Source organism: Rhodoferax sp., assembly GCF_023700745.1.
Classification (GTDB): domain Bacteria; phylum Pseudomonadota; class Gammaproteobacteria; order Burkholderiales; family Burkholderiaceae_C; genus Rhodoferax.
Map to the genome: position 1 here is coordinate 94410 of NZ_JAMPYG010000004.1, position 24527 is coordinate 118936.

The 24527-nt window shown below is 60.9% G+C and carries 24 protein-coding genes and 1 riboswitch; of the genes, 12 read left to right on the forward strand and 12 right to left on the reverse strand.

The genetic code is table 11. The features are described from left to right. Window positions 1-32: 32 nt before the first annotated feature. Both NDJ10_RS05690 and NDJ10_RS05695 read left to right on the forward strand, forming a co-directional pair. Entirely contained in the window at window positions 33-479 is a 447-nt protein-coding gene (locus tag NDJ10_RS05690; protein ID WP_296160225.1) for a tripartite tricarboxylate transporter TctB family protein, read from the forward strand. Next, window positions 479-1981 carry a tripartite tricarboxylate transporter permease gene (locus NDJ10_RS05695; RefSeq protein ID WP_296160226.1) on the forward strand — a complete coding sequence of 501 codons (1503 nt, stop codon included), beginning with the start codon at window positions 479-481 and terminating at the stop codon, window positions 1979-1981. The genes NDJ10_RS05690 and NDJ10_RS05695 overlap by 1 nt, the downstream gene beginning before the upstream one ends. Here the strand turns inward: NDJ10_RS05695 and NDJ10_RS05700 are convergent. Both NDJ10_RS05700 and NDJ10_RS05705 read right to left on the reverse strand, forming a co-directional pair. Beyond that, window positions 1941-3125 carry a YbfB/YjiJ family MFS transporter gene (locus NDJ10_RS05700; protein ID WP_296160228.1) on the reverse strand — a complete coding sequence of 395 codons (1185 nt, stop codon included), beginning with the start codon at window positions 3123-3125 and terminating at the stop codon, window positions 1941-1943. The two genes, NDJ10_RS05695 and NDJ10_RS05700, sit on opposite strands and share 41 nt — an antisense overlap. A gap of 5 nt (window positions 3126-3130) precedes the next feature. Then, complete coding sequence (locus tag NDJ10_RS05705) at window positions 3131-3874, reverse strand: LytTR family DNA-binding domain-containing protein (protein WP_296160320.1); 744 nt, start codon at window positions 3872-3874, stop codon at window positions 3131-3133. Window positions 3875-4053: 179 nt separating this feature from the next. Between NDJ10_RS05705 and argH the strand changes: the two genes are divergently transcribed. Then, window positions 4054-5505 (forward strand): argininosuccinate lyase, encoded by a 1452-nt coding sequence (gene argH, locus NDJ10_RS05710; protein WP_296160229.1) that lies wholly within the window; start codon window positions 4054-4056, stop codon window positions 5503-5505. 4 nt (window positions 5506-5509) lie between these two features. Further along, entirely contained in the window at window positions 5510-6025 is a 516-nt protein-coding gene (locus tag NDJ10_RS05715; protein ID WP_296160230.1) for an anti-sigma factor, read from the forward strand. Window positions 6026-6132: 107 nt separating this feature from the next. Here NDJ10_RS05715 and NDJ10_RS05720 read toward each other — a convergent pair whose 3' ends face one another. Both NDJ10_RS05720 and thiC read right to left on the reverse strand, forming a co-directional pair. After that, window positions 6133-7263 carry an FAD-binding oxidoreductase gene (locus NDJ10_RS05720; protein ID WP_296160231.1) on the reverse strand — a complete coding sequence of 377 codons (1131 nt, stop codon included), beginning with the start codon at window positions 7261-7263 and terminating at the stop codon, window positions 6133-6135. 42 nt (window positions 7264-7305) lie between these two features. After that, window positions 7306-9183 carry a phosphomethylpyrimidine synthase ThiC gene (gene thiC / locus NDJ10_RS05725; RefSeq protein ID WP_296160232.1) on the reverse strand — a complete coding sequence of 626 codons (1878 nt, stop codon included), beginning with the start codon at window positions 9181-9183 and terminating at the stop codon, window positions 7306-7308. A 127-nt stretch (window positions 9184-9310) separates the two neighbouring features. Then, a riboswitch (TPP riboswitch) is annotated at window positions 9311-9412 on the reverse strand. A gap of 75 nt (window positions 9413-9487) precedes the next feature. On the opposite strand from thiC, the gene NDJ10_RS05730 reads away from it, so the two are divergent. Beyond that, on the forward strand, window positions 9488-10642 hold the full coding sequence (locus NDJ10_RS05730; protein WP_296160233.1) for an alpha-hydroxy acid oxidase: 1155 nt from the start codon (window positions 9488-9490) through the stop codon (window positions 10640-10642). Between the two features lie 97 nt (window positions 10643-10739). Here NDJ10_RS05730 and NDJ10_RS05735 read toward each other — a convergent pair whose 3' ends face one another. Further along, a complete protein-coding gene (locus tag NDJ10_RS05735) occupies window positions 10740-11345 on the reverse strand; it encodes an MSMEG_1061 family FMN-dependent PPOX-type flavoprotein (RefSeq protein WP_296160235.1) in 606 nt (201 codons plus the stop codon). Window positions 11346-11362: 17 nt separating this feature from the next. Then, window positions 11363-14050, reverse strand: coding sequence for a bifunctional acetate--CoA ligase family protein/GNAT family N-acetyltransferase (locus tag NDJ10_RS05740; protein WP_296160236.1), 2688 nt, complete (start codon window positions 14048-14050; stop codon window positions 11363-11365). Window positions 14051-14220: 170 nt separating this feature from the next. On the opposite strand from NDJ10_RS05740, the gene NDJ10_RS05745 reads away from it, so the two are divergent. After that, window positions 14221-15492, forward strand: a complete 1272-nt coding sequence (locus tag NDJ10_RS05745) for a DNA polymerase IV (protein WP_296160237.1) — start codon at window positions 14221-14223, stop codon at window positions 15490-15492. Between the two features lie 61 nt (window positions 15493-15553). Here NDJ10_RS05745 and thrH read toward each other — a convergent pair whose 3' ends face one another. The 5 genes from thrH to NDJ10_RS05770 form a co-directional block, all read right to left on the reverse strand. After that, complete coding sequence (gene thrH / locus NDJ10_RS05750) at window positions 15554-16168, reverse strand: bifunctional phosphoserine phosphatase/homoserine phosphotransferase ThrH (protein WP_296160238.1); 615 nt, start codon at window positions 16166-16168, stop codon at window positions 15554-15556. 169 nt (window positions 16169-16337) lie between these two features. Next, window positions 16338-16976 (reverse strand): histidine phosphatase family protein, encoded by a 639-nt coding sequence (locus NDJ10_RS05755; protein ID WP_296160239.1) that lies wholly within the window; start codon window positions 16974-16976, stop codon window positions 16338-16340. Further along, the gene (locus NDJ10_RS05760; protein ID WP_296160240.1) at window positions 16976-17539 is read right to left on the reverse strand and encodes a DUF4136 domain-containing protein; all 564 of its coding nucleotides are present in this window, start codon (window positions 17537-17539) and stop codon (window positions 16976-16978) included. Before NDJ10_RS05760 ends, NDJ10_RS05755 begins: the two co-directional genes overlap by 1 nt. A gap of 98 nt (window positions 17540-17637) precedes the next feature. Beyond that, entirely contained in the window at window positions 17638-18594 is a 957-nt protein-coding gene (ttcA, locus tag NDJ10_RS05765; protein WP_296160242.1) for a tRNA 2-thiocytidine(32) synthetase TtcA, read from the reverse strand. A 3-nt stretch (window positions 18595-18597) separates the two neighbouring features. After that, window positions 18598-18993: a dihydroneopterin aldolase gene (locus NDJ10_RS05770; protein ID WP_296160243.1), complete on the reverse strand. Its 396-nt coding sequence runs from the start codon at window positions 18991-18993 to the stop codon at window positions 18598-18600. A gap of 83 nt (window positions 18994-19076) precedes the next feature. On the opposite strand from NDJ10_RS05770, the gene NDJ10_RS05775 reads away from it, so the two are divergent. The 3 genes from NDJ10_RS05775 to trxC are packed head-to-tail and all read left to right on the forward strand — an operon-like array spanning window position 19077 to window position 20930. Beyond that, window positions 19077-20219, forward strand: coding sequence for an SAM-dependent methyltransferase (locus tag NDJ10_RS05775; RefSeq protein WP_296160244.1), 1143 nt, complete (start codon window positions 19077-19079; stop codon window positions 20217-20219). A gap of 14 nt (window positions 20220-20233) precedes the next feature. Next, window positions 20234-20428: a DUF2905 domain-containing protein gene (locus NDJ10_RS05780; RefSeq protein WP_296160246.1), complete on the forward strand. Its 195-nt coding sequence runs from the start codon at window positions 20234-20236 to the stop codon at window positions 20426-20428. Window positions 20429-20486: 58 nt separating this feature from the next. After that, window positions 20487-20930: a thioredoxin TrxC gene (trxC, locus tag NDJ10_RS05785; RefSeq protein WP_296160247.1), complete on the forward strand. Its 444-nt coding sequence runs from the start codon at window positions 20487-20489 to the stop codon at window positions 20928-20930. A gap of 63 nt (window positions 20931-20993) precedes the next feature. Here the strand turns inward: trxC and NDJ10_RS05790 are convergent, their stop codons facing one another. Then, the gene (locus NDJ10_RS05790) at window positions 20994-22001 is read right to left on the reverse strand and encodes a sodium-dependent bicarbonate transport family permease (RefSeq protein ID WP_296160248.1); all 1008 of its coding nucleotides are present in this window, start codon (window positions 21999-22001) and stop codon (window positions 20994-20996) included. Window positions 22002-22084: 83 nt separating this feature from the next. On the opposite strand from NDJ10_RS05790, the gene NDJ10_RS05795 reads away from it, so the two are divergent. The 3 genes from NDJ10_RS05795 (at window position 22085) to NDJ10_RS05805 (ending at window position 24499) form a co-directional block, all read left to right on the forward strand. Continuing rightward, the gene (locus tag NDJ10_RS05795) at window positions 22085-22999 is read left to right on the forward strand and encodes a LysR family transcriptional regulator (RefSeq protein WP_296160249.1); all 915 of its coding nucleotides are present in this window, start codon (window positions 22085-22087) and stop codon (window positions 22997-22999) included. A gap of 102 nt (window positions 23000-23101) precedes the next feature. Beyond that, window positions 23102-23479 (forward strand): phosphomannose isomerase type II C-terminal cupin domain, encoded by a 378-nt coding sequence (locus tag NDJ10_RS05800; protein WP_296160250.1) that lies wholly within the window; start codon window positions 23102-23104, stop codon window positions 23477-23479. Between the two features lie 27 nt (window positions 23480-23506). Continuing rightward, the gene (locus NDJ10_RS05805; protein ID WP_296160251.1) at window positions 23507-24499 is read left to right on the forward strand and encodes an ROK family protein; all 993 of its coding nucleotides are present in this window, start codon (window positions 23507-23509) and stop codon (window positions 24497-24499) included. Window positions 24500-24527 lie beyond the last annotated feature (28 nt).

Consider the following 24527-nt stretch of genomic DNA (forward strand, 5'->3'; position numbering starts at 1 on the left):
TCGGGTCAGGTTTAATTCAAGGAGACAAATCAATGAGCGACCGCATTCTTGGCGCGGTGTGCATTGCCGTGGGCGCCGGTATGGCCTGGGCAGCACGCGGCTATGTAGCGCCTATTTCTTACGAGCCCGTCGGCCCGAGTTCTTTCCCGATGCTGATGGCCGGGCTGATGGCTGCGGCCGGTGCCTGGCTGGTGGTGCGACCGGGGCCGCACGTCTTTGACATGCCACGCAGCCATTTGTTGCCGTTTGGCCTGTCGGTCTTCGCGGTGTTTATTTATGCGGGCTTGTTTCAGTTGCTGGGCTTTACCCTGGCCACGGCGCTGATGGCGCTGCCAGTGGGCATGGCCTTTGGTGGGGGCTGGAAAAAATCTCTGGCCGGTGGTGTCGGGCTGGGCTTGGTGCTCTACCTGCTGTTTGACAAATTGCTGGACGTGGTGTTGCCTACCGGCTTGCTGTCGTTCATTTTCGGAGGCCGCTGATGGATACGCTGCAATACCTGCTGACCGGCTTTGGCGTTGCCATGACGCCCAGCAACCTGATGGTGGCTGCCGTCGGTGCTTTGATCGGCACCATGGTCGGCATGTTGCCCGGGCTGGGTCCGATCAATGGTGTGGCCATCTTGATGCCCTTGGCCTTTGCCCTGCATCTGCCACCCGAGACCGCGCTGATCCTGCTGGCCGCTGTGTACATGGGGTGTGAGTACGGGGGGCGCATCTCGTCGATTCTGCTCAATGTGCCGGGCGACGCGGGTGCCATCATGACCGCGCTGGACGGCTACCCCATGGCCAAAAAAGGCATGGCCGGTGTGGCGCTGTCGATCTCGGCTTGGAGTTCGTTCGTTGGCTCACTGATCGCCACCATCGGCATCGTGTTGTTCGCGCCACTGCTGGCACGCTGGGCGCTGGCCTTTGGTCCGGCCGAATACTTTGCCTTGATGTGTTTTGCCTTTGCCTGCATCACCGGACTGATGGGTGAGGCACCGATGAAGGCGCTGCTGGCGGCCATCATTGGTCTGTCGCTGTCCACCATCGGGCTGGATTCCAACTCGGGCGTGTACCGCTTCACCGGCGACAACCTGCACCTGTCGGACGGCATCCAGTTCATTGTGGTGGTGATTGGCGTATTTTCGATCAGCGAGATTTTGCTAATGCTGGAGATGCACCACAGCAGCGACGGCATGCTCCAGGTGACCGGACGCTCGTTGTTCAACTTCAAGGAAATGCTGCTCACACGCTGGGTCATCGTGCGTTCGGCGGTATTGGGTTTTGTGGTGGGTGTGTTGCCGGGTGCCGGTGCGACGATCGCCAGCGCCATGGCTTACTCCACCGAAAAACGCCTGTCGGGTGCCAGTGGCCAGTTTGGCCAGGGTGACATCCGCGGTGTGGCGGCCCCTGAGGCGGCCAACAATGCCTCGGCTGCTGGCTCGTTTGTGCCGATGCTCACCTTGGGTGTGCCGGGCTCTGGTACCACTGCCGTGATGGTGGGGGCGCTGTCGCTCTACAACATCACCCCCGGCCCGGCCTTGTTCACGCAAAACCCGACGCTGGTGTGGGGCCTGATCGCCTCGATGTTTGTGGCCAATGTGCTGCTGCTGCTGATCAATATCCCGATGGTGGGTGTGTTCACCCGGGTGCTGCGCATGCCCAACTGGGCGCTGGTGCCAGGCATCCTGGCCGTGAGTGCGGTGGGGGTCTATTCGGTCCATGCCACCACCTTCGACTTGATGCTGATGTCGGCCTTTGGTGTGGTGGGTTTCCTGCTGCGCAAACAGGGCGTGCCGATGGCGCCGCTAATTCTGGGGTTTGTGCTGGGTGACATGATGGAGCAAAACCTGCGCCGCGCACTGTCAATCACCAACGGCGAACTGGGCATTTTGATCGAGAGCCCGATTTCCATGGGCTTGTGGATCGGCGCCGTGGCGATGATCGCCGTACCACCGATCATGCGCCTGAGAGCGCGTCGCGCCGTTCCACCAGCTTGAGCAGCACCAGCAGCCCGGCACCCAGCGCCATGACGGCGGCCGCCACGTACAAGCCGGCGTTGTAGCTGCCAAACTGGGCGCCGATCTGGCCGGTGACGGCCGGGCCGATGATTTGCGCGACGCCGTAGGACAGCGTCATCTTGCCCATCATCTTGGCGGGCATGCCGGGGTAGTAGCGCCCGGCCATGCTCAGCACCAGGCTCACCATGCCAATGAAGGTGCCGCCAAACAGCAGGGAACCCAGCATCGCGGCCCACAGTCCCGGCACCAGCACCGGCAGCAAAATGCCCACAATCTGCAGCAGCGCGGCCAGAATCAGCGCGTTCAGGTCGCCGCTGCGGCGGGCGATGAAATCCCAGTTGATGCAGGCCGGCGCCGCCCCGATGCCGATCGCCAAAAACACCAGATTGCCCCAGCCGTGCAGACCGGGCAGCTGGTTCACGATGGCGACAATGAAGGTCACGCTGACCACATAACCAAAGCCGGCACAAAAGTAGGCCGCCATGAACACCCGCAAATACAGGCTGCTTGGCGGCTGGTCCTGCAGCTTCTGGCCGCTGGTGGTGAGACCGCTGGTGTCGGGCGGGGGCAGCCAGCGCAGCGCCGGCACCAGCAGCAGGCAGCCCAGGGCGGTGAAGGCAAACCATTGTTCGCGCCAGTCCAGCCAGGGGGTGAACAGCATCACCGCGCCGGCGCAGCCGGCGATGCCCAGGCCGATGCCGGCAAAGTGAATGCCCAGCTCGCTACGGTGGTTATGGCGAATCAGCCAGTTCATGATGAGCCCGGTGCCCAACAGCATGCCCGCCGCGCTGGTCAGGCCCGCCACATAGCGTGAGATGGCCCACACCAGCAGATTCGTGCTCAGGCCCATCATCAGCGTGCTGACAATGGCCAGCACCATGCCGATGCGATAAAGCCGGTCTTTCAGCACCAGGCTGCTGATGCGCGAGGCCATCAGCGCACCCGTCAGGTACCCGGCGTAGTTGATGGCTGCCAGCCAGCCAGCCTCTGCCACGCCCAGGCCGGCCTGTTGCTGCATCAGCGGCAACAGCGGCGTGTAGGCAAAACGGGCCACACCCAGCACCAGAATCAGGCTAAAAATGCCGGCACTCAGCACTTTGAGGCGTGTGACAGTATGTGCCATGAGCCTCACACCGCACTCACCAGCGCCCGCACAGCGGCAAACTGGCGGCGTGAAACAAACAGCGCCTCCGCCACCCCATCCAGCCGCACCGCCCAGCCCTCGCCCTCTTCGGGGTCATGGTGTTTTTCCAGCGCCCGCACGGCACGCCGGGCCACCAGCGCATTGCGGTGAATGCGAATGAAACGACTGCCATAACGGGCTTCCAGCTCGGACAGCGTGCCTTCCAGCAGATAACTGCGGCTGGCCGTGCGCACCGTGATGTACTTGAGCTCGGCTTTCAGGTACAGCACCTGCGCCAGCGGCACCCGCTCGGCACGGCCGCGCTCCTGGATCACCAGGACGTCCTCGACCACGTCCGTGGCCGTGTCCTGCGCCTGCCGTGTCACCCGGGCAATCTTTTGCAACGCGGCCTGCAAGCGCTCGAACCGCACCGGCTTGGTCAGGTAGTCCAGCGCCTCCAGCTCGAAAGCCTGCACGGCATGTTCGGCATAAGCCGTCACAAAAACCACCGCAGGCGGATGGGGCAAGCGGCGCAGCGCCTGCGCCAGCATCAGCCCATCGGCACCCGGCATGTGGATGTCAGCCAGCACCGCATCGACCTCGTGGTGCTGCAAAAAATCGATCGCCTGCACCGCATTGGCGGCCTCACCCAGCACCTGCGCACCGGGCTGCATGCAATCGCCCAGCAAGGTTTTCAGACGGCTGCGCGCCAGGCTTTCGTCGTCCACCAGCAACACGCGGAGGGTCATGCGGGCACCTCGGCCCTGACCCGGCGCGGCGTTCTCGGCCAGGGTTGCGGCTGCGTCGTGGAAGACCGATAAAATTTGGGGTTCTTGCATGCATCTGCCTGATTGGTGGCCCACTTGGTCACTGGGGCCATTATTGATGATTCTCGGGCAACCCGCCCTCCTCTTAACTTTGATCCGCGATGAGCCAAAACCAATTCGACAAAAAGTCCCAGGCCTGGTCGGCGCTGTTTTCCGAACCCATGAGCGATCTGGTCAAGCGCTACACCTCCAGCGTGTTTTTTGACAAACGCCTGTGGCAGGCCGACATCACCGGCTCGCTGGCGCACGCGGACATGCTGGCGGCACAAGGCATCATCAGCGCCCAGGACCTGGCGGACATCACGCGCGGCATGGCGCAGATCACCGCCGAGATCGAGTCCGGCGCGTTCGAGTGGAAGCTCGATCTGGAAGACGTGCACCTCAACATCGAGGCGCGCCTGACCCAGCTCGTGGGCGACGCCGGCAAGCGCCTGCACACCGGGCGCTCGCGCAACGATCAGGTGGCCACCGATGTGCGGCTGTGGCTGCGCGGTGAAATCGACCTGATCAGCGCCCTGCTGACGGAGGTGCAGCAATCGCTGCTCGAGGTGGCCGAGCAGCATGTCGACGTCATCCTGCCCGGCTTCACCCACCTGCAAGTGGCGCAACCGGTGAGCTTTGGCCACCACCTGCTGGCCTATGTGGAGATGTTCAGCCGCGACGGCGAGCGCATGGCCGATGTGCGCCGCCGGGTCAACCGCCTGCCGCTGGGCGCCGCCGCACTGGCTGGCACCAGCTACCCACTGGACCGCGAGCGGGTGGCCCGCGCCCTGGGCATGGTCGACGCGCAGGGCCAGGCGCAGGTGTGCCAGAACTCGCTGGATGCAGTGAGCGACCGCGACTTCGCCATCGAATTCACCGCCGCCGCCAGCCTGTGCATGGTGCACATCAGCCGCCTCAGCGAAGAGCTCATTCTGTGGATGAGCCAAAACTTTGGCTTCATCAAAATAGCCGACCGCTTCACCACCGGCAGCTCCATCATGCCGCAGAAGAAAAATCCCGATGTGCCTGAACTCGCGCGCGGCAAGACCGGCCGGGTCGTGGGTCACCTGATGGGCCTGATCACGCTCATGAAAGGCCAGCCGCTGGCCTATAACAAAGACAACCAGGAAGACAAGGAGCCGCTGTTTGACACCGTGGACACGCTCACCGACACGCTGCGCATTTTTGCCGAGATGATCGGCGGCCAGTTGAACCCGGCCAGCGGAAAAAAGGAAGGCGGCATCACGGTGAACGCCCCTGCCATGGAGCAGGCCGCCTTGCGCGGCTACGCCACGGCCACCGACCTGGCCGACTACCTGGTCAAGAAAGGCCTGCCGTTCCGTGACGCCCACGAAACCGTGGCCCATGCGGTCAAGGCGGCCATCAGCCACCAGGTGGACTTGTCAGAACTGCCGCTGGCGGTGCTGCAAGGGTATAACCCGAACATCGAAAAAGACGTGTATGAAGTGTTGAGCCTGCGCGGTTCGCTCAACGCCCGCGACATCCTGGGCGGCACCGCACCCAATCAGGTGCGTGCACAAATTGCCAGGCACCGGGTCCGACTGGGCTGAACCCATGACCACACCTGAAACCACCGAGCCGATTCCCCCTTACACCACCGGCTGGCGTCTGGCGACCATCGTCTGCCTGGTGATCCTGGCCGTGGCAGCGGCCAGCGGGGTCGGCATGTACGAGATGTTCAACGCCCAGATCGGCCACCTGCAGGCCAAGCTCAAGAACGTGCCGCAAACCAAGTACATCGCGGTGCTGCTCGACGCCCAACAGGCACCCGGCGTGCTGGTCACCTTTGACCCGCAGGACGGCTTGTTGCAGTTGCAGCGCCTGACCGACATCAAGGAAGGGCCCAACGACAGCCTCCAGTTGTGGGACACCAGCGTCAGCGGTCAACCCCAATCGCTGGGGGTGCTGACACCCAAGCTCAAGACCGCCCAGTTGCCGGTGACCGAAAAAGCCCTGGCCACGGTGCGGCAGCTGGCGATCAGTGTCGAAAACCGCGGTGGCGCCGAGCCAGGCGCGCAACCGCTGCAGCCTTACCTGTACCGCGGCGCGCTGATCCTGAAAGCTTTTTAAAAGACCTGAGACCTTGCGGGACAGACCAAGATTTGCGAAGCAAATTTGCTCTGTCCTCAACTGATTAGGATTCAGACCACTCCCGCAACGATGTGCTCTGACCCCAACTAATTAACCCCGAACCGCCCTGGCGCAAGCGCAGCCTGACGCACACCCAGCGCCGCCATGGCGGGCGGTACCGGGTGACCGCGCAGCAGGGCCGCTGTCAGTTCACCCATGGCGGGTGCGGTCTGGATGCCGTAACCGCCCTGCCCCGCGAGCCAGAAAAAACCCGGTGCATCCGGCGCAAAGCCGAGCACAGGCGTCTTGTCAGCGACAAACGAACGCAAACCCGCCCATTTGCGCCGTACCTGCCGGATCTGCAAGGTGGTGGCCGTCTCCAGCCGGTCCACGGCAATCGCCACATCGAGTTCTTCGGGTTGCACATCCTGCGCCGACACCGGGTCGGCATTGGCCGGGGAGACCAGCAACAAGCCGGCCTCGGGCTTGAAATAAAAGGTCTCGGCAGCATCAATCACCAGGGGCCAATCCTGCATTTGCACCGACGCCGGCACCTCACAGGTGAACGCGGTGCGACGCATCGGTACCAGTCCCACCGGTCTGACGCCAGCCAGTTGTGCCAATTCGTCACACCAGGCACCGGCGGCATTGACCAGGATGGGGGCGCTGAACGACCCTGCCGCAGTGTCCACACACCAGGCCCGGCCGTCATGCCTGATCCGGCTCACGCCCGCGTCGCACACGAGTTGCGCCCCGGCCGCCTTGGCACCGCGCAGAAAACCCTGGTGAATGCCATGCACGTCCATGTCCATGGCATCGGGCTCAAACACGCCAAAGACGGCGGCCTCGGGGTGCAGCACCGGCACCCGCTGCATGATCTGCGCTTGCGTCCACCATTCGATGTTGGGGACCAGGGCGCGCATGGCGTCCAGCGTTTGGCGCAGCGCGTCGTGCTCGGCTGCGCCGCCCACGATCAAGGCGCCGCGTGGCGTGACCAGCGGATAGGCTGAAAAGCCCTCGGGTGGCTGGAAGTAAAAAGGCCTGGAAGCCGTGGTGATAGCGCGCACCGTGGCGTTGCCATAAGTTTCCGAATAGAGCGCAGCCGAGCGCCCGGTGGCATGGTAGCCAGGCTGCGGCTCACGCTCCAGCAGCACCACCTTGGCATGGGGTGCCAGAAAGTAGGCCGCCGAAGCGCCAGCCATGCCGGCACCGATGATGAGAACGTCTGTGGTTTGCATGGTTTTCAATCGGGATAGCTCATGCAAACACTGTAACGCGTGTCAGTCCACTTTCTGGATCGGCACGTAAATCTCGCCACCGGCACGCTTGAACGCATCCGACATGGAGGCCATGCCTTCGGTCATCGCCTGCTCATCGCTGACGCCCTTGTCCTTGGCGTAGTCGCGCACCTCCTGCGAAATTTTCATGGAGCAGAACTTGGGCCCGCACATGGAGCAGAAATGCGCCACCTTGGACGCGTCCTTGGGCAAGGTTTCGTCATGGAAGTCGCGCGCGGTGTCGGGATCCAGCGACAGGTTGAACTGGTCCAACCAGCGGAATTCGAAACGCGCTTTCGACAAGGCGTCATCGCGCGTCCGCACGCCGGGGTGGCCCTTGGCGACGTCGGCCACGTGCGCCGCAATCTTGTAGGTGATGATGCCGACCTTGACGTCGTCGCGGTCCGGCAGACCCAGGTGCTCCTTGGGCGTCACGTAGCACAGCATGGCAGTGCCGAACCAGCCGATCATGGCGGCGCCGATGCCGCTGGTGATGTGATCGTAGCCGGGCGCGATGTCGGTGGTCAGCGGGCCCAGGGTGTAAAACGGCGCCTCGTGGCAGTGCTTGAGCTGCTCCGTCATGTTGGCCTGCACCATGTGCAGGGGCACGTGGCCGGGGCCTTCGATCATGACCTGCACGTCCTGCTGCCAGGCTTTCTGCGTCAGCTCGCCCAGCGTGCGCAGTTCAGCAAACTGGGCTTCGTCGTTGGCGTCAGCGCCCGAGCCGGGGCGCAGGCCGTCGCCCAGCGAGTAGCTCACGTCATAGGCCTTGAGAATCTCGGTCATTTCATCAAAATGGCTGTAGATGAAATTCTCCTTGTGGTGGGCAATGCACCACTTGGCCATGATCGAGCCGCCGCGCGACACGATGCCGGTCACACGCTGCGCCGTGAGGTGGATGAAAGCCAGACGCACGCCGGCGTGCACGGTGAAGTAATCCACACCCTGCTCGGCCTGCTCGATCAACGTGTCGCGGAAGATTTCCCAGCTCAGGTCTTCGGCCACACCGCCCACTTTTTCCAGCGCCTGGTAGATTGGCACGGTGCCGATGGGCACCGATGCGTTGCGCAAAATCCAGTCGCGCGTGGTGTGGATATTTTTGCCGGTGGACAGGTCCATGACCGTGTCGGCGCCCCAGCGCGTCGACCAGACGAGTTTCTCGACTTCTTCCTCGATGCTCGACGTGACGGCCGAGTTGCCGATGTTGGCGTTGATCTTGACCAGGAAATTGCGGCCGATCGCCATCGGCTCGACTTCAGGGTGATTGATGTTGGCCGGGATGATGGCGCGGCCGCGCGCGATTTCGTCGCGCACGAACTCGGGCGTCATCACTTTGGGAATGGCCGCGCCGAAGCTGTTGCCGGCCAGGCGCTGTTCGCGCTCGGCGTTGGACAGGTACTGCGCCATCCAGGCCTGTTTCTGGTTTTCGCGGATCGCCACGTATTCCATTTCGGGGGTGATGATGCCGCGGCGGGCATAGTGCATTTGCGACACATTGGCGCCCGCCCGGGCACGCCGCGGGGTACGTTGCAGCCCGCTGGCTTGCGCGCGCAAGGCCGCCAGCGCTTCGGATTCGCCGGTTTTCAGGCCATCGTCCAACGCAAATGGGGCGCGCCCGGTGTAACACTCGGTGTCGCCACGCGCTTCAATCCACGGGCTGCGCACACCAGGCAGACCCTGGCGCACGTCGATGTCGGCATTAGGGTCGGTATAGGGACCGGAGGTGTCGTACACCGTGACTGCCTCGCCATTGCTCTGCATGATTTCACGCATCGGCACCTGGATATCGGCTCGCGAGCCGGGCACATAAATTTTGCGCGAGGCCGGCAAGGGCTCGCGCGTCAAACGCATCAACTGACTGAATTTGTCGGGGGCATTCATGGGATTGATCTCCTGTTGGGTTGAAAACAGCGCGGGAGTTTGGGCAACCAAGCTGCAAACAGGACAAGATCAAACGCGACAGGTCACTGGTTGACCCATGATGCCCGTGTGGCAGGAAACATGGCAATGACAAAACGCTTGGCACTTCTTACGCCGGTATCAACCGGATCAAGTTCGCGGGTTTGGAAGTCCATCTCAGTGCTGACACAGCACACCCCGGGCAGGCCACAGTGTAAGTGAAGGGCTGTCCCGTTTTTCGCCCCCGCACCTCGTTACCATGGAGGCCCTGTCCAGGAGCCCTCTTATGCCCGTGATCACCCAGATTGAAGACCTTCGCGTACTGGCCCAAAAACGCGTGCCGCGCATGTTCTACGAGTATGTCGACACCGGTTCGTGGACCGAGAGCACCTACCATGCCAATGCGGATGATTTTCAAAAAATCAAACTGCGCCAGCGGGTCGCCATCAACATCGAAAACCGCAGCACCGCCAGCACCATGATTGGGCAAAACGTGGCCATGCCGGTCGCCCTGGCACCCACCGGCCTGACCGGCATGCAGTGCGCAGACGGTGAAATCAAGGCCGCCAGGGCAGCCAAAAAATTCGGTGTACCGTTCACCCTGTCCACCATGAGCATTTGCTCGATCGAAGACGTGGCCAGGGAAACCGGCGGGCATCCGTTCTGGTTTCAGCTCTATGTGATGCGTGACCGCGACTACATCGCCCGCCTGATTGACCGCGCCAAAGCGGCCAATTGCTCGGCATTGATGCTGACGCTCGATTTACAAATCAGCGGCCAGCGCCACAAGGATCTCAAGAATGGACTGTCGGTACCGCCCCGGCCCAGCCTGCCCAACTGGGTCAACATGATGACCAAAGTGCACTGGGGGCTGGGCATGCTGAGCACCCGGCGACGCAACTTTGGCAACATCGTCGGCCACGTCAAGGGCATCGACAGCATGGGCAGCTTGAGCGAGTGGACGGCCAAACAGTTTGACCCGACGCTGAGCTGGAATGATGTGGCGTGGATCAAGCAACGCTGGGGCGGCAAGCTGATCCTGAAAGGCATCCAGGACGTCGAAGACGCCCGGCTCGCCGCTGCATCCGGGGCCGATGCGCTGGTGGTGAGCAACCATGGCGGGCGCCAGCTTGATGGCGCGGAAAGCAGCATTCGCGCCCTGCCCGCCATCGTCGATGCGGTGGGCAGCCAGATCGAGGTGCACATGGACGGCGGCATTCGCAGTGGCCAGGATGTGCTCAAGGCGCGTGCCCTGGGCGCCCGCGGCACCTACATTGGCCGCGCCTTCCTGTACGGCCTGGGCGCCATGGGCGAAGCCGGTGTAACCAGGGCGCTGGAGATCATCCACAAGGAGCTCGATCTGACCATGGCCTTTTGCGGCCACACGCACGTTGACAACGTGGACAAGAGGATTTTGTTGCCAGGGACCTACCCCGCTTAGGAACCAGAACAATCCTGGCACCCTGATTGCGATCCTTTTCAAACCATGACGGATGAACTCAGCTTGCCTTGGTTGGGGATTCAGCCGTTTTTTTGGACTACAAGTCTTGGGCAAAGTTTGCCCGCGTTGCCTCAAGCGATTGCACCGGAACACTGATCCCGGTTTGGTCGTTAATCATTTCGATCACCGTCGGCAAGAGTGTGCGATCCGTTTGGGCCGAGGAATGCCATAGCCTTGAACGCATCAGCGCTTTGGGACAATGCAGATAGGCGGCGTCAACCTTGACTTCCATGACCAGTTTGGGCGGACGTTGCTCGTTGGCAAAATAACCGATAAACGCCTCAGCACAGGACAGGCGTGCCGCACCATTGATGCGCAAAGTCTCGTCAAATCCGGGGATCAGGAAGAGCAAACCGACCTGTCCGGTTTCGATGATATTTTCAAACGTATCGAGTCGGTTGTTGCCTGGGGCATCCGGGATGAGCAGGGTCTGTTCGTCGCATACTTTGACAAAGCCGGGAACGCCACCGCGTGGGGAGGCATCCATTGCCAGCGACCGGCTGGCACTGGCAATAACGACAAAAGGGGAAAGCTGGATAAATCGCTGGCAGTGGACATCCAGAGCCGAGAGCTGTTTTTTGATGATGCGCTCTTTGGGGGCGGGGTAGATGGCGCGGAGTTGCTGCTCAGTTTCAATGTCCATGGCGGATCAGGTCCAACTCAGACCACCTGTAAATGGTGCGTCACCAGCTTGAAGTCGGGGTCTTCTGGGAAGGACTTGACGACAAAGCCCAGCCCTTTCATGAGCTTGAGCATGTTGGGGTTGTTGGCCAGCACCAGGCCCTCGATCTCGGTCAGGCCTTTCTCACGGGCGAAGTCCATGATTGACAGCATCAAGCGTGAACCCAGGCCACGCCCCTTGAACTCGTCGGCCACCACCAGCGAAAACTCGCAGCTTGCGCGATCCGGGTTGGTGATGTAGCGCGACACGCCAATGATCCGCGTGGCCGCCACGGTTTCCCCTTGCGCATTGGTGACTTCTTCGGTGATGAGTGCCACCAGCGCCATTTCCCGGTCATAGTCAATCAGCGTGAAGCGCGACAGCATGGTGGCCGGCAGTTCCTGCATGCTCGACACAAAGCGGAAATAACGGCTCTCGGGTGACAGGCTGCGCACAAAATCCTGCAGCATGGTGGCATCGTCTGGATGGACCGGGCGCACAATGTACTCGCCGCCGCCGGCCAAGGGACACAACTGCTCGTGCTGCGACGGGTAAGGCAGGATGGCCAGGTGGTTGTAATGGCGTACTGACGGCGCGGCGTTGTCCACCACAATGCGGGCATCCACGGCCAGCGCACCGGTTTCATCAACGATGATGGGGTTGATGTCCATCTCACGCAGTTGCGGCAATTCGCACACCATCTCCGACACGCGCAGCAAGATCTGCTCCAGCGCCTCCATGTCGACCGCCGGCGCGCCGCGCCACACCCCCAGGGTTTCCGCCACCCGCGAACGCTCGATCAGGCGGCGGGCCAGGAACTGGTTCAGCGGTGGCAGTTCCATGGCACGGTCGTTGATGAGTTCAATCATGGTGCCACCGGCACCAAAGGCGATCACCGGGCCAAACGGTTCGTCGGTCACCAGCCCCACGCAGACCTCACGGCCGCGCTTCTGGTTCGCCATGTTCTGGATCGTTATCCCGTTGATGCGGGCGTGGGGTTGCAATTTGGTCACCGTCTGGATCATGGCGAGGTAGGTGTCGCGCACACTGGTGGCATTCAGAATATTGAGCGCCACGCCCTGCACGTCGGACTTGTGGCTGATGTCCGGCGAGTCGATCTTGAGCGCCACCGGAAAACCCAGTTGGGTGGCAATCATCATGGCTTCATTGGCACTGCGCGCCAGAATCGTCTTGGTCACCGGGATATGAAAAGCCGCCAGCAGCGCCTTGGATTCCATCTCGGTGAGTACCTTGCGGCGTTCGGCCAACACGCTCTCGATCAGCAGTCGGGCGCCTTCCACATCAGGCTTTGCCAGGTCGGACAACGGGGGAGGTGTTTGCTGCAGCAACTGCTGGTTTTGGTAGAAAGAGGCAATATTGCCAAACGCACCCACTGCCGCCTCCGGCGTGCGAAAGGTGGGAATGGCGGCGTCGTTCAGAATTTTCCGGGCATCTCCCACCGTGGCATCGCCCATCCAGCATGTCAGCAAGGGTTTGCTGACATAACGATTGAAGTTGGCCATGGCGCTGGCCACGGCATCACCATCAGAGCCCATTTTGGGCGAATAAATGACCAGAATACCGTCAATCTGGGGCGCTTTGCTGACGGCCTCGATGGCGAGCCGGAAATGTTCCGGTCCGGCTTCTTCCGAAACGTCAATCAAATCAGCCAGGGTGGCCAGGGGCGGCATTTGCGGCTTGATGGCCAGGGCTTGCTCAGACGTGAGCCGCCCCATCGTCAGATTGATTTCACTCACCCAATCAGCGGCCAGCACACCCGGGCCACCGCCGTTGGTGATGATGGCCAGGCGCTTGCCCACCGGCTTGTAACGCGAGGCCAGGCACTTGGCTGCAGAGAACAGGGCCACAAACGATCGCACCCGCACCGCACCGGCACGCCGCAGTGCGGCATCAAAGACGTCATCGCTCCCCACAATGGTGCCCGAATGGGTCAAGGCCGCCTGATTGCTGGCAGCCTTGCGCCCGGCCTTCAGCACCACCACCGGTTTGGCGTTGGCCGCCGCGCGCAGCGCGCTCATGAAGCGCCGGGCATTGGTGATGCCTTCCATGTAAATCACGATGCTGTGTGTTTTGGCGTCCGATGCCAGAAAATCCAGCACCTGGGCCATGTCCACCGCGGTATTGGGTCCGAGCGACACCACCGTTGAAAAGCCAACCGCGTTCTTTTTAGCCCAATCCAGAATCGCTGCCGTTAGCGCCCCCGACTGCGACACCAGCGCCAGTGGCCCCTGCGATCCCAGCTCACCCGCCACACTGGCGTTGAGCTGCAGGTGCGGCCGCTGAAAACCCAGACTGTTGGGGCCCAACAGATAAATGCCGTCCCGCGTCGCCATTTTGTGCAGATCGGCTGCCAGAGCGGCCTCAATGCCGCTGGAAATCACCAGGGCTGAACGGCATTTGATGCGCCCGGCAATTTCCAAAGCGGCCGCAACCTCGGCGGCCGGCAGCGCAATGATGGCCAAGTCGGCATTGACAGCGGCCAGGTCGGCCAGGGTGCCACTGGCATGAATGTCGAGGAAAATCAGTCTACCGGTAAAGCGCTGGGCCGAAATGGTCTGGTGCAGCACGCGTGCCTGCGGCGTGAGGGTGTCGGGCTCCTCGGGCTTGCCGGCAAACACCACGATCGAGGCCGGTGAAAACAGAGAACTCAAAAAATGCTTGTCCATGAAGCCACCTATTGACAAATAGTCCTTGTTGCAAATGAGGCTGAGCTTAACCGGAATGGCGTGATCTTTTTTGACCTGGCTCATGAGAGATACAGGCAATTGCACCACTTTATGCCACATTGCGCCCAAGCCCACAAGCCGGCCCCATTTGCCCCGAAAATCAGGGCGTCATGAACACTCCACGGACTGCCCCGCTACGCCGCATTGCCCACCTGGACATGGACGCGTTTTATGCGTCCGTGGAGTTGCTGCGTTACCCCCAGCTCAAAGGGCTGCCACTCGTCATTGGCGGTGGGCGCAGGCCGCAGGACGACGATCTGAAAGAACGCCAGGGCGAGCGCCCCCTGCACAAAATCCCGGTGAACGATTTTCCCCGACTGCAGGACTACAGCGGGCGCGGTGTCATCACCACCGCCACGTATGCGGCGCGCCAGTTTGGCGTGGGCTCGGCCATGGGGCTGATGAAGGCAGCCAGGCTCTGTCCCGAGGCGATTTTGCTGCCGGTCGACTTTGCCGCCTACCGGCACTATTCCCGCGCCTTCAAGGACATCATCCTGGACATCGCCCCGCTGATGGAAGACCGCGGCATTGACGAGGTGTACATCGACTTTACCCAGGTCCCCGGCGGCCAGCGCGAAGGTGGCCGGGTGCTGGCGCGACTGATCCAGAAAGCCATTTTTGACGCCACCGGGCTGACCTGCTCTGTGGGCGTGGCACCCAATAAGCTGCAGGCCAAAATGGCCAGCGAATTCAACAAACCCAATGGCATCGCCATCGTGTTCGAGGACGATCTGGAAAGCAGGATCTGGCCGCTGGCCTGCCGCAAAATCAACGGCATCGGACCCAAGGCCGATGAAAAACTGAAGCAACTGGGCATCCACACCATCGGCGAGCTGGCGCAAAAAGACGTGGGCTGGCTGATCGACCACTTTGGCCAGAAAACAGGCGCCTGGATGTTTGACGCCGCCCACGGCGTGGACTCCCGCCCCGTGGTGCTGGAAAGTGAGCCTGTGTCCATCAGCCGCGAAACCACGTTTGAGCGCGACCTGCACGCAGTGCGCGACAAAGCCGAGCTGGGTGCCATTTTTACCCGCCTGTGCGAACAGGTGGCACAAGATCTGGTGCGCAAAGGCTATGTCGGCAGAACCATCGGCATCAAGCTGCGTTATGACGATTTCAAAAGCGCCACCCGTGACACGACGCTGCCCCATTACACCGCCGATGCGGCCACGATCCGCCACCATGCCGGCCACTGCCTCAAGCGGGTGCCGTTACAGCAAAAACTGCGCCTGCTGGGGGTGCGCGTGGGCTCCCTGATGACAGCGTCAGAACACAAGCTCTGGCGCCAGAACGAAGCCCCCCTGCATCAGGTGCAAACCGCAATGGATCTGGAACTCCCTGGCGAAGACCTGCCTGAGAGCACCTCGGCGGCGCCACCATAATTTGAGCCGACCGATACGCTGGAAGCCGACAGGGTTCGGATCAGGGCCTTTTCTGGCTCGTTCAAAGGCAAAGCTGCCGGGCCGCCCGATCGATTTCGGCGCGCAGCTCGGTGTAGTTCAGCGTCACAGGAAACTGGGGAAACTCGTCGATCACGTTCTGCGGTGGGTGAAACAGGATGCCGGCATTGGCCTCGGCCAGCATCGCGGTGTCGTTGTACGAGTCGCCTGCGGCAATCACGTTGAACTTCAGTTCACGGAAGCGCTGTACCGCTTCTTTTTTCTGGTTCGGCATACGCAGGTGGTAGTTCACCAGAAAGCCATTGGCATCGGCTTCCAGCTTGTGACAGAACAGCACCGGCATGTTGAGCTGGGCCATCAGCGGCATGGCAAATTCGTAGAAAGTGTCTGACAGGATGATGACCTGGTAGTCGCGCCGCAACGCGTCCAGAAAGTCGCGTGCCCCGGCCATCGGTCCCATCTCCGAAATCACCTGTTGAATATCGGGCAGGCCCAGTTGGTGGGTCTTGAGCAGGTCCAGCCGGTACCTCATCAACTTGTCGTAGTCGGGCTCGTCGCGGGTGGTGCGCGATAGTTCCGGGATACCGGTACGACGGGCAAACTCGATCCAAATTTCAGGGACGAGGACACCTTCAAGGTCAAGACAAACGAGCTGCACTGAGATTCTCCATGGATGGGTAGCCAAAAATGACCATGTTAACGTCAAAAAACGTCGTCATTGCGATACGCAAGCGAGGCAATCCATGACTTCCGACGGCATGGACTGCCGCGCTACGCCCGCAGTGACGGGGTCTGGTTGAAGGCTCTTGCGCTGTACCGGGACAGCGTCAGACGCTGCTTTCGTCCAGCGTCGCTTCTTCCAGGTGGCGGGTATCGCCCCAGCCCACCAGCGTGAGGCTTTCGGTCGTCCACAGCAGGCGGTTGATGGCAGCGTTGCCCAGGTGCCAGGTGCGCGGGGCTTGCAGTTCCTGACCAGTGGCCAGCCGGTACAGCACGTCCAGCACACCGCCGTGGGCAACCAGCACGATTTGGCCACCCAAATGTTGTTGTGCCATGACCGCCAGCGTGCGGCTGATGCGTTGGCGCAGGGCCAGCAGCGATTCGCCGCCAGGTGGTGCCCAGTCGGGCTCCCGCTTGCGCCAGCGCAGCGCGTCGTCGGGCCACTGCGCTTCAAGCTCGACATAGGTCTTGCCTTCAAAACTGCCAAAGCAGCGCTCACGCAAATCCCGGCTGGCCACCATCGGTGCCTCGGTGGTTTGCGCGATGGCGTTAGCGGTATGCCAGGCGCGTTGCAGGTCGCTGGTGTAGATGGCCTGGACAGCTTCACCAGCCAGTGCGCGCGCAACTTGCCCGGCCTGCCAGGCGCCTTTGGTGTTGAGCCCAATGTCAAGATGGCCTTGCAGGCGTGTATCGACGTTCCAGGCGGTTTCTCCGTGGCGGATGGCAATGATGCGGGTTACTTGCATTAATTAGGAATTTCAATGTTGACGCGGCGCACACCGGCCGGCGGCGTCGGAAAGCCCTGCAAGGCAGCATCGAGCATGGCGGCCAATACCGCGTCACTGTCGGCCCAGATGCCATCATGGCTGGCGTGGCTCTCGAACACCACCGCACCCGCGGCGTTGCGGATAATCAAACTGACTTGGCGCCAATAACTGGTTTGTGTCTCCAGCCATGGCAACAGGGTGCCACGGCTGCCCACACTCAATTCGCCATGACCCACCACCCAGCCCAGACCCCAGCCAATACCCACACCGCTCTGATTGACCGTATTTTCCTGACGCTGCACCGCGGTCACCTGAACGCGCAAGAGGCTTCCATTTTGACGTTTCAGGCCAACTTTGCCCAATGCCTGCTCGGCCAGTTTTTCCAGCCTGGCCTGATTCACCGGATCAGCCAGTTGGGAAGGCAGACGCTCAAACTGGTAGCTGGAACCTGCAGCGATCACTTGCGGCGCAAAGCTGTTGACCTGGCTGTCAATCAGTCGCACGCTGGTGCAACCCGTGGCCAGAAAAACCACAGTCAACAAGGCCAACCTCGCCATATTTATCGCGGCGAACAACCTATTACCCTTCAATTTCAAGTGAAAGAACATCGTCATCCTGGGCAGCTGGATTGCCATCACCATCAGAGCTGAACGACCTGAAAATCCGCCAATTTGGGCAGCGGAAATTCTTCCTCGTCAAAGACCTTGTCACCTTCGGCATCGGCCTGTCCAGTGATTTTGATGTTTTTGAAGTCATAGCGACTGGCATCCATCAAATGGGAAGGCACGACGTTTTGCAAAGCCGTAAACATGGTCTCGGTGCGTCCCGGGTATTGTTTTTCCCAGTCGCGCAGCATCTGGCCAATCAACTGGCGTTGGAGGTTTTCCTGGCTGCCACACAAGCTGCACGGGATGATCGGAAACTGCCGGTGTGCGGCCCATTTTGTGAGATCTTTCTCGGCCACGTTGGCCAGTGGCCGGATCACGATGTGACCGCCGTCGTCGCTCACCAGCTTGGGCGGCATGCCCTTGAGTTTGCCGCCAAAAAACATGTTCAGGAAGAAGGTGGCCAGCATGTCGTCGCGGTGGTGACCCAGCGCAATCTTGGTGATCTTGAGCTCATCGGCGACCCGGTACAAGATGCCGCGGCGCAGCCGACTGCACAGGCTGCACATGGTCTTGCCCTCGGCCACCACTTTCTTGACGATGCTGTAGGTGTCCTGGGTCTCGATGTGGTACTCGATGCCGAGCTTGGCCAGGTATTCGGGCAGGATGTGCGCTGGAAAACCCGGCTGTTTCTGGTCGAGGTTGACGGCAATGATCTCGAAGTTGACCGGCGCGCGCTTCTGCAATTTCAGCAGGATGTCGAGCAGCCCGTAGCTGTCCTTGCCACCGCTCACACACACCATGACGCGGTCGCCCTCTTCGATCATGTTGAAATCGATGATGGCCTGGCCAACCTGGCGGCACAGGCGTTTCTCGAGTTTGTGGATTTCCCGCTCTATTTTGGGTTCGCGCGCTACCGCGGCCTCCGGGGTGCGCGGGTCAGGCGTCAGGTTGACGTCCTGGGTTTCTATGTCGGTCCAGACTGCATTCATCGCTTAATCCTTGTTCCACTGGCCGGTTTCAACGCGAATGGCCACTTCGCAGTCGGCAAAAATTTCGAGCTTGGCGATCTTGACGCGCACGCCCTTGACACCTGGCAGCTGCATGAGCCGGTTGGCCAGCTTGCCAATCAGCGTTTCCAGCAGATTGACGTGCTCAGCGGTGCATTCGTCAATGATGATTTTGCGCACCTTGCGGTAGTCCAGCACGTGCATGATGTCGTCGTCTGACGGCAGCAGGGCTTGCAGCCCCAGGCTCAGTTCGGCATCCACCTGGATCGGTTGCGGTGCGATTTTTTCGGCTTCAAGGATGCCTAAATTGGCATCAAAACGCAGGCCGGTGAGCGTCAGGATTTGCTGGCCCAAAGTATGGCTGCTGGTGTAGTAGGTCATGGTGTAAGAAATGGGGCAATGAAAATGGGGCCGGACACTACGGCAACGCGACAGGGTGAGACATTCGGGGACAATTCCAGGTTATGACAACACCCCACAGTTTAACGAGCGAGCTCGCAAGCCACATCAACCAGACAATTCTTGAGGCCGGTGGCTGGATTGGTTTCGATGTCTTCATGGACCTGGCCCTGTACACCCCCGGTCTGGGTTACTACGCCCACGGCAGCACCAAATTTGGCGCCCTGCCCTACACCGTACAGGACGGTGCGCGGATGGCCGGCAGCGACTTCGTCACTTCGCCCGAGATCACGCCGTTGTTTGGCTGGACGCTGGCGCAACAGGTGGCGCAGGCGCTTGAGGTGACAAAAACGCAGGAAATCTGGGAATTTGGCGCCGGCTCGGGCGCGCTGGCGTTGCAGGTTCTGCAAGCCCTGCAGTCCCAGGGCATGCCCTTGCCGCGCTACACCATCGTCGACATTTCAAGCAGTCTGCGCGCCCGCCAGCAAGCCACTTTGGCTGCCTTTGCGGAACAAGTGCGCTGGGTCGACACCCTGCCGGACGACTTGCAGGGCGTGGTGCTGGGCAACGAGGTGCTTGATGCCATGCCAGTCAAATTGCTGGCGCGGGTGCATGGCGAGTGGCATGAGCGCGGCGTCGTGCAAGGTATGGTTGACACCAATGGCACGCCCACTTTTGCCTGGGCCGACCGGCCCACAGCGCTGCGCCCACCACTGGCCATTGATGGACCCCAGGATTACCTGACCGAAATCCACCAGCAAGGAGAATCCTTTGTGCGCACGCTGGCGGCCAGGCTGTCACGCGGCGCGGTGTTTTTGATCGACTATGGCTTCCCGCAGGCCGAGTACTATCACCCGCAGCGCCACATGGGCACCGTGATGTGCCACCAGGCGCATCTGGTGGACCCAGATCCGCTGACTCGGGTCGGCCAGAAAGACATCACCGCCCACGTCAACTTTACCGGCATTGCGCTGGCCGGCATCGACGCCGGCCTGGGCGTGCTCGGCTACTGCAACCAGGGCCGGTTTCTGATGAACTGCGGCTTGCTCCAGCAGATGGAAGCCGCTGACCTGCCAACCCGGGTCATGGCGCAAAAACTCATCATGGAGCATGAAATGGGTGAACTCTTCAAGGTGATCGGTTTTTACAAGGGCGATCCCTGGCAGGCGCTGGGGTTCGATCTGGGCGACAAAACGCACACCCTGTAAGCAGGGCCCGACTTATGTTCCGCTGGCTCATCGTTGTTTTTTTGGTGCTGGTGTTGATCAACAGCGTCACACCCTGGTTGCAGCGTCTTGGCTTTGGCAAATTGCCAGGTGATTTCCGCTTTAAGGTTTTTGGCAAGGAATTCTTTATTCCGCTGACAACCACCATTGTGCTGAGCCTGGTGGCGGCTGCGATTGCCAAATTCCTTTAATCCTGGCGCTTGAATTCATGCCGGGCGTGTCCATTTACAGGACCTGAAAGGATTTGCCATGACCGATTTCCTGCACCTTGTCTGCCCGCATTGCCACACCACCAACCGCGTCAGCCGCGCCAATTTGGGCAACGCGCCAGACTGCGGCAGCTGCCACAAGCCGCTGTTTACCGCCCACCCGGTGATGCTCAACGAAGCCAGTTTTACGCGCCACATCCAGCGCAACCAGATCCCGGTGCTGGTTGATTTCTGGGCACCCTGGTGCGGCCCCTGTCGCCAGATGGCGCCCGCCTTCGAGCAGGCTGCTGCCCAGTTGGAACCTGCGGTGCGGCTGGCCAAGGTAGACACCGAAGCCGAGCAGAATCTGGCCGCGCGTTTCAATATCCGCAGCATTCCCACGCTGGCCTTGTTTGTTGGCGGTCGGGAGGTCGCGCGCCAGGCCGGTGCCATGGGCGCGGCAGACATTGTGCGCTGGACGCGGCAGCATTTGCCGCACAGCTGACGTACGTAACCCGACAGCCTGGCGTCAGGTGTTGATCCGCCGGATGTCACGACGCAAGATGCGTCAATGCAGAACCGCTCGCGCCACTGCCGTGTAACCGGGTATTCCGACCATGATGTTCAGGGGAAAAGTGATGCCAAGGCTCAGGCCAAAATAAAGGGCTGGATTTGACTCGGGCAGTGCGTGACGGAGTACGGCGGGTACCGCAATGTAAGAGGCGCTCGCAGCAAGGACCATCAGCAAGACGCCATCGCCGGTCGGCAGTTTCAGCAGGAAAGCCAGGCCCAACGCCAGACTGGCATGCAAAATCGGCCCCAACACCGCATAAGCAATCAGCACATGCGACCTGGCCTGTGCCGGAGGAAAATTGCGTGCGGCCAGCAAGCCCATGTCGAGCAAAAAGAACGCCAGCATGCCCTTGAACAAGTCGCCTGAAAAGGGTTGCATGGCGACCTTTCCGGCGTCACCAGTGAGCAGCCCCACGACCATCGCGCCGAGGAGCAACAACTGCGCACCATCCGTGAACGATTCATGCAGGATTTTCCCCAACGCTCCCCCCTGTCTGACCGGTTGAGCGCTCAAACCGGCAACGCCCCCACCGAGGGCGATCAAGCCAGAGCTGGCCTTTTGGCGAAGCGCGTTGGCCAGGACAACCGCCATGATGATGGCCGGTGACTCCATCAAAGCCATTGCCGCGGCCATGTGCCCCCCATATGGCAGCTGTTGATTTTCCAGATATTGGACCGCCGTGACAAAGCTGACCGCACTGACCGACCCGTAAGTTGCGGCAACTGCCGCTGCATCAAAACCGGAAACAAAACGCCGCAGGATCCAGTAGCCCAACAGCGGAATGCAGACGGCCAGAAAGACGGCTGCTGCCAGACTGGCGCCCACGCTGGCCGTCAGGCCTGAATGAGAAAGTGCAAAACCACCCTTCAACCCCAACGCCATCAAGAGGTACAAGGCCAGGAACCTTGAGATGGCGTGGGGTATTTCGAGATTCGATTTGACGGTGCCGGCAACGACGCCGATCACGAAGAACAGGATGGCTGGATCAAGTAGGTTGTGCATTTTTTTTTCCTTCCGGGTATCCTAAGATTTTCAGGAGTTAAAGTAAAATCGATTTACATACATCTTTGTATAGATAAAAGTCTATGAATCTCACCTTCCGCCAATTGCGGCTGTTCCAGGCGTTGGCAGACACTGGGAGCGTCAGCTCGGCCGCCAAGGCAATGCATGTGACGCAGCCCACAGCCTCCATGCAATTGAAAGAAATGACCCAATCCGTGGGGCTGCCGCTCTACGAAGTCGTGGCCAAGAAAATCTACCTGACCGACACGGGAAAGGAATTGGCTGCGACCGCGCGCGCCATGACGCAGATTTGGGATGCGTTTGAGCAGAACGTGGACGCAGTCAAAGGCCTGTCGCGGGGCAAACTGCGGGTTGCGGTGGTCAGCACCGCAAAATACTTCATGCCACGCCTGATCGGCAGTTTTTGCGAGAAACATCCCTCGATCGACGTTTCATTGGAAATACTCAACCGTGACGGCGTGGTGCATCGCCTGCGCGAGAACCGCGATGACCTCTACATCATGTCGAAGCCGCCGCCAGACATGGACCTGGGCGACGATGTATTCATGGCCAATCCGATTGTGCTGATTACCCCAACCTCGGACCCTCTGGCCAGCCGGAATCATGTGCCCTTGCATGAGCTAGCGCAGCGCCGCTTCATCCTGCGCGAAAAAGGCTCCGGAACGCGCATGACTGGAGATCAGTTTTTTCGGAAGATGAAGTTCCGGCCTGACGTTCGACTCGAATTGGGAAGCAATGAGGCGATCAAGGAGTCCGTGGCGGGAGGATTGGGTGTTGGTGTGATTTCACGCCACGCCCTGCACGGTCACCAAAAAGAACATGGCGTCTGTGTGATTGACGTTGAGAATTTCCCCTTGCCCTCTGCTTGGCACATCGTCCATCCCTCGAGCAAAAAATTGTCGCCGCTGGCCTTGGCATTCAAGCAGCACTTGCTCAAGGAAGTCGGCCGTCGCAAATGGAATCAAGTTTCTGTTTGACCCAGATCCGATCACGGCGCGTCATGCTGAACAATTGGCGTAATGGCCAGGTAACCTGCACCCACGCCAGGGTTTAGCATAGCGGCCTCACAATTTACCGCCATGACCATGCCAAACGACCCCAAGACTGCCCAGCGTACCGGGTGCACCCTGCGCCCATGGGGCTGGTATCAAACCGTGGCTGAGGCGCCGGGGCACAAGACCAAGCGCATAGGCGTGTCACCGGGGCAATGCATCAGCTTGCAAAAACACAGCCAACGTGCTGAACACTGGGTGGTGGTGCAAGGCACGGCCCGTGTCACGCTCGGTGCGGAAACTTTTGACCTCACGGTAGGACAACACTGCGACATTGCGCTGGGCCAGGTGCACCGGCTTGCCAATATAACGTCGGATCCCCTGGAAATTATTGAAGTACAGTTTGGCACCTACCTGGGCGAAGACGACATCGTGCGCCTGGGCGACGACTATGGTCGGGGCTGATGTTTTTTCATTTTTGAGCCAATTCTTATGACCACCCACGTTTTGACCGAGGGCTTGCGCCTGCCGGCTGGTAGCAAAGCGGTGGCCTGTGTCGACATTGGCGGCACCAAGGTGGCGGTCAACATCGTCGATGAGCAGGGCAGCCACGGCAAGCTCACCGAGCCAACCGCCACCCAGGGTCACAACGATGCACTGGCGCAGCAGATCATCCGGCTGATCGACCAGAGCTGTGCGCTGGCCGGCGTTCAGACGTCAGACATTGCGCGTGTCGGGGTATCCTCCTGCGGCCCGTTTGTGCTGAACCAGGGCCTGGTCGAGCTGGCCGCGCCCAACATCTGCGGTGGTCTGGCGGGCAAGGCACGCGGCCTGCCCAACGACTGGCCCACCGCCCTGCTCGAAGCCCCCTTGCGCGCTGTTTTTGCCCAGGTTCGGGTCGAAAACGACGGCATTGGCGCGCTCGAGGCCGAGCGGCGCTGGGGCGCCCTGCAAACGGACGGCGTGGCGCTGGCCAACTGTGCCTACGTGACCTGGAGCACCGGCATTGGCACCGGCCTGTGTGTCGATGGCCATGTGCTGCGCGGCAAGAATGGCAACGCCGGCCATGCCGGCCATCTGTTTGTCAGCGACAACAACGATGCCTTGTGCGGCTGCGGCAACGTGGGCGATGTCGAAGGCCTGGTGGCGGGTAACGCCATCGCCCGGCGTTTTCTGCCACTGGGTTATCCGGATGCTGCAGCGCTCTTCATGGCGGCTTATGCAGGGGACAACACCGCGATCGGGTTGATTGATGCGCTGTGCCGGGTGATGGGGCGCATGCTCTACAACCTGATCGCCACGCTTGACCTGCAACGCATCAGCATTGGCGGAAGTGTTTATTGGCATCACCGCGACTACCTGCTGCCCCGCCTGCGCGCCGAGTTGCAAGGCAAATTGCCCGCCCTGACAAATGGCTGCGAACTGGTCAGCGCCGGCCTGGGGGAGCGTGTGGGCGACTTTGGCGCACTGGCGCTGGTGGCCTGATACCGCTCGAAGGCTGGACCAATTCAGC

Bases quoted from the DNA above. Each gene is read 5' to 3' on its own strand.
- NDJ10_RS05730 (WP_296160233.1), top strand. From the start codon at position 9,488: ATGCCCGTGATCACCCAGATTGAAGACCTTCGCGTACTGGCCCAAAAA.
- argH (WP_296160229.1), top strand. From the start codon at position 4,054: ATGAGCCAAAACCAATTCGACAAAAAGTCCCAGGCCTGGTCGGCGCTG.
- NDJ10_RS05690 (WP_296160225.1), top strand. From the start codon at position 33: ATGAGCGACCGCATTCTTGGCGCGGTGTGCATTGCCGTGGGCGCCGGT.
- NDJ10_RS05735 (WP_296160235.1), bottom strand. From the start codon at position 11,345: ATGGACATTGAAACTGAGCAGCAACTCCGCGCCATCTACCCCGCCCCC.
- thiC (WP_296160232.1), bottom strand. From the start codon at position 9,183: ATGAATGCCCCCGACAAATTCAGTCAGTTGATGCGTTTGACGCGCGAG.
- NDJ10_RS05715 (WP_296160230.1), top strand. From the start codon at position 5,510: ATGACCACACCTGAAACCACCGAGCCGATTCCCCCTTACACCACCGGC.
- NDJ10_RS05780 (WP_296160246.1), top strand. From the start codon at position 20,234: ATGTTCCGCTGGCTCATCGTTGTTTTTTTGGTGCTGGTGTTGATCAAC.
- NDJ10_RS05695 (WP_296160226.1), top strand. From the start codon at position 479: ATGGATACGCTGCAATACCTGCTGACCGGCTTTGGCGTTGCCATGACG.
- NDJ10_RS05705 (WP_296160320.1), bottom strand. From the start codon at position 3,874: ATGACCCTCCGCGTGTTGCTGGTGGACGACGAAAGCCTGGCGCGCAGC.
- NDJ10_RS05720 (WP_296160231.1), bottom strand. From the start codon at position 7,263: ATGCAAACCACAGACGTTCTCATCATCGGTGCCGGCATGGCTGGCGCT.
- NDJ10_RS05775 (WP_296160244.1), top strand. From the start codon at position 19,077: ATGACAACACCCCACAGTTTAACGAGCGAGCTCGCAAGCCACATCAAC.
- NDJ10_RS05755 (WP_296160239.1), bottom strand. From the start codon at position 16,976: ATGCAAGTAACCCGCATCATTGCCATCCGCCACGGAGAAACCGCCTGG.
- NDJ10_RS05740 (WP_296160236.1), bottom strand. From the start codon at position 14,050: ATGGACAAGCATTTTTTGAGTTCTCTGTTTTCACCGGCCTCGATCGTG.
- NDJ10_RS05745 (WP_296160237.1), top strand. From the start codon at position 14,221: ATGAACACTCCACGGACTGCCCCGCTACGCCGCATTGCCCACCTGGAC.
- NDJ10_RS05790 (WP_296160248.1), bottom strand. From the start codon at position 22,001: ATGCACAACCTACTTGATCCAGCCATCCTGTTCTTCGTGATCGGCGTC.
- ttcA (WP_296160242.1), bottom strand. From the start codon at position 18,594: ATGAATGCAGTCTGGACCGACATAGAAACCCAGGACGTCAACCTGACG.
- NDJ10_RS05800 (WP_296160250.1), top strand. From the start codon at position 23,102: ATGACCATGCCAAACGACCCCAAGACTGCCCAGCGTACCGGGTGCACC.
- NDJ10_RS05700 (WP_296160228.1), bottom strand. From the start codon at position 3,125: ATGGCACATACTGTCACACGCCTCAAAGTGCTGAGTGCCGGCATTTTT.
- NDJ10_RS05770 (WP_296160243.1), bottom strand. From the start codon at position 18,993: ATGACCTACTACACCAGCAGCCATACTTTGGGCCAGCAAATCCTGACG.
- trxC (WP_296160247.1), top strand. From the start codon at position 20,487: ATGACCGATTTCCTGCACCTTGTCTGCCCGCATTGCCACACCACCAAC.
- NDJ10_RS05795 (WP_296160249.1), top strand. From the start codon at position 22,085: ATGAATCTCACCTTCCGCCAATTGCGGCTGTTCCAGGCGTTGGCAGAC.
- NDJ10_RS05805 (WP_296160251.1), top strand. From the start codon at position 23,507: ATGACCACCCACGTTTTGACCGAGGGCTTGCGCCTGCCGGCTGGTAGC.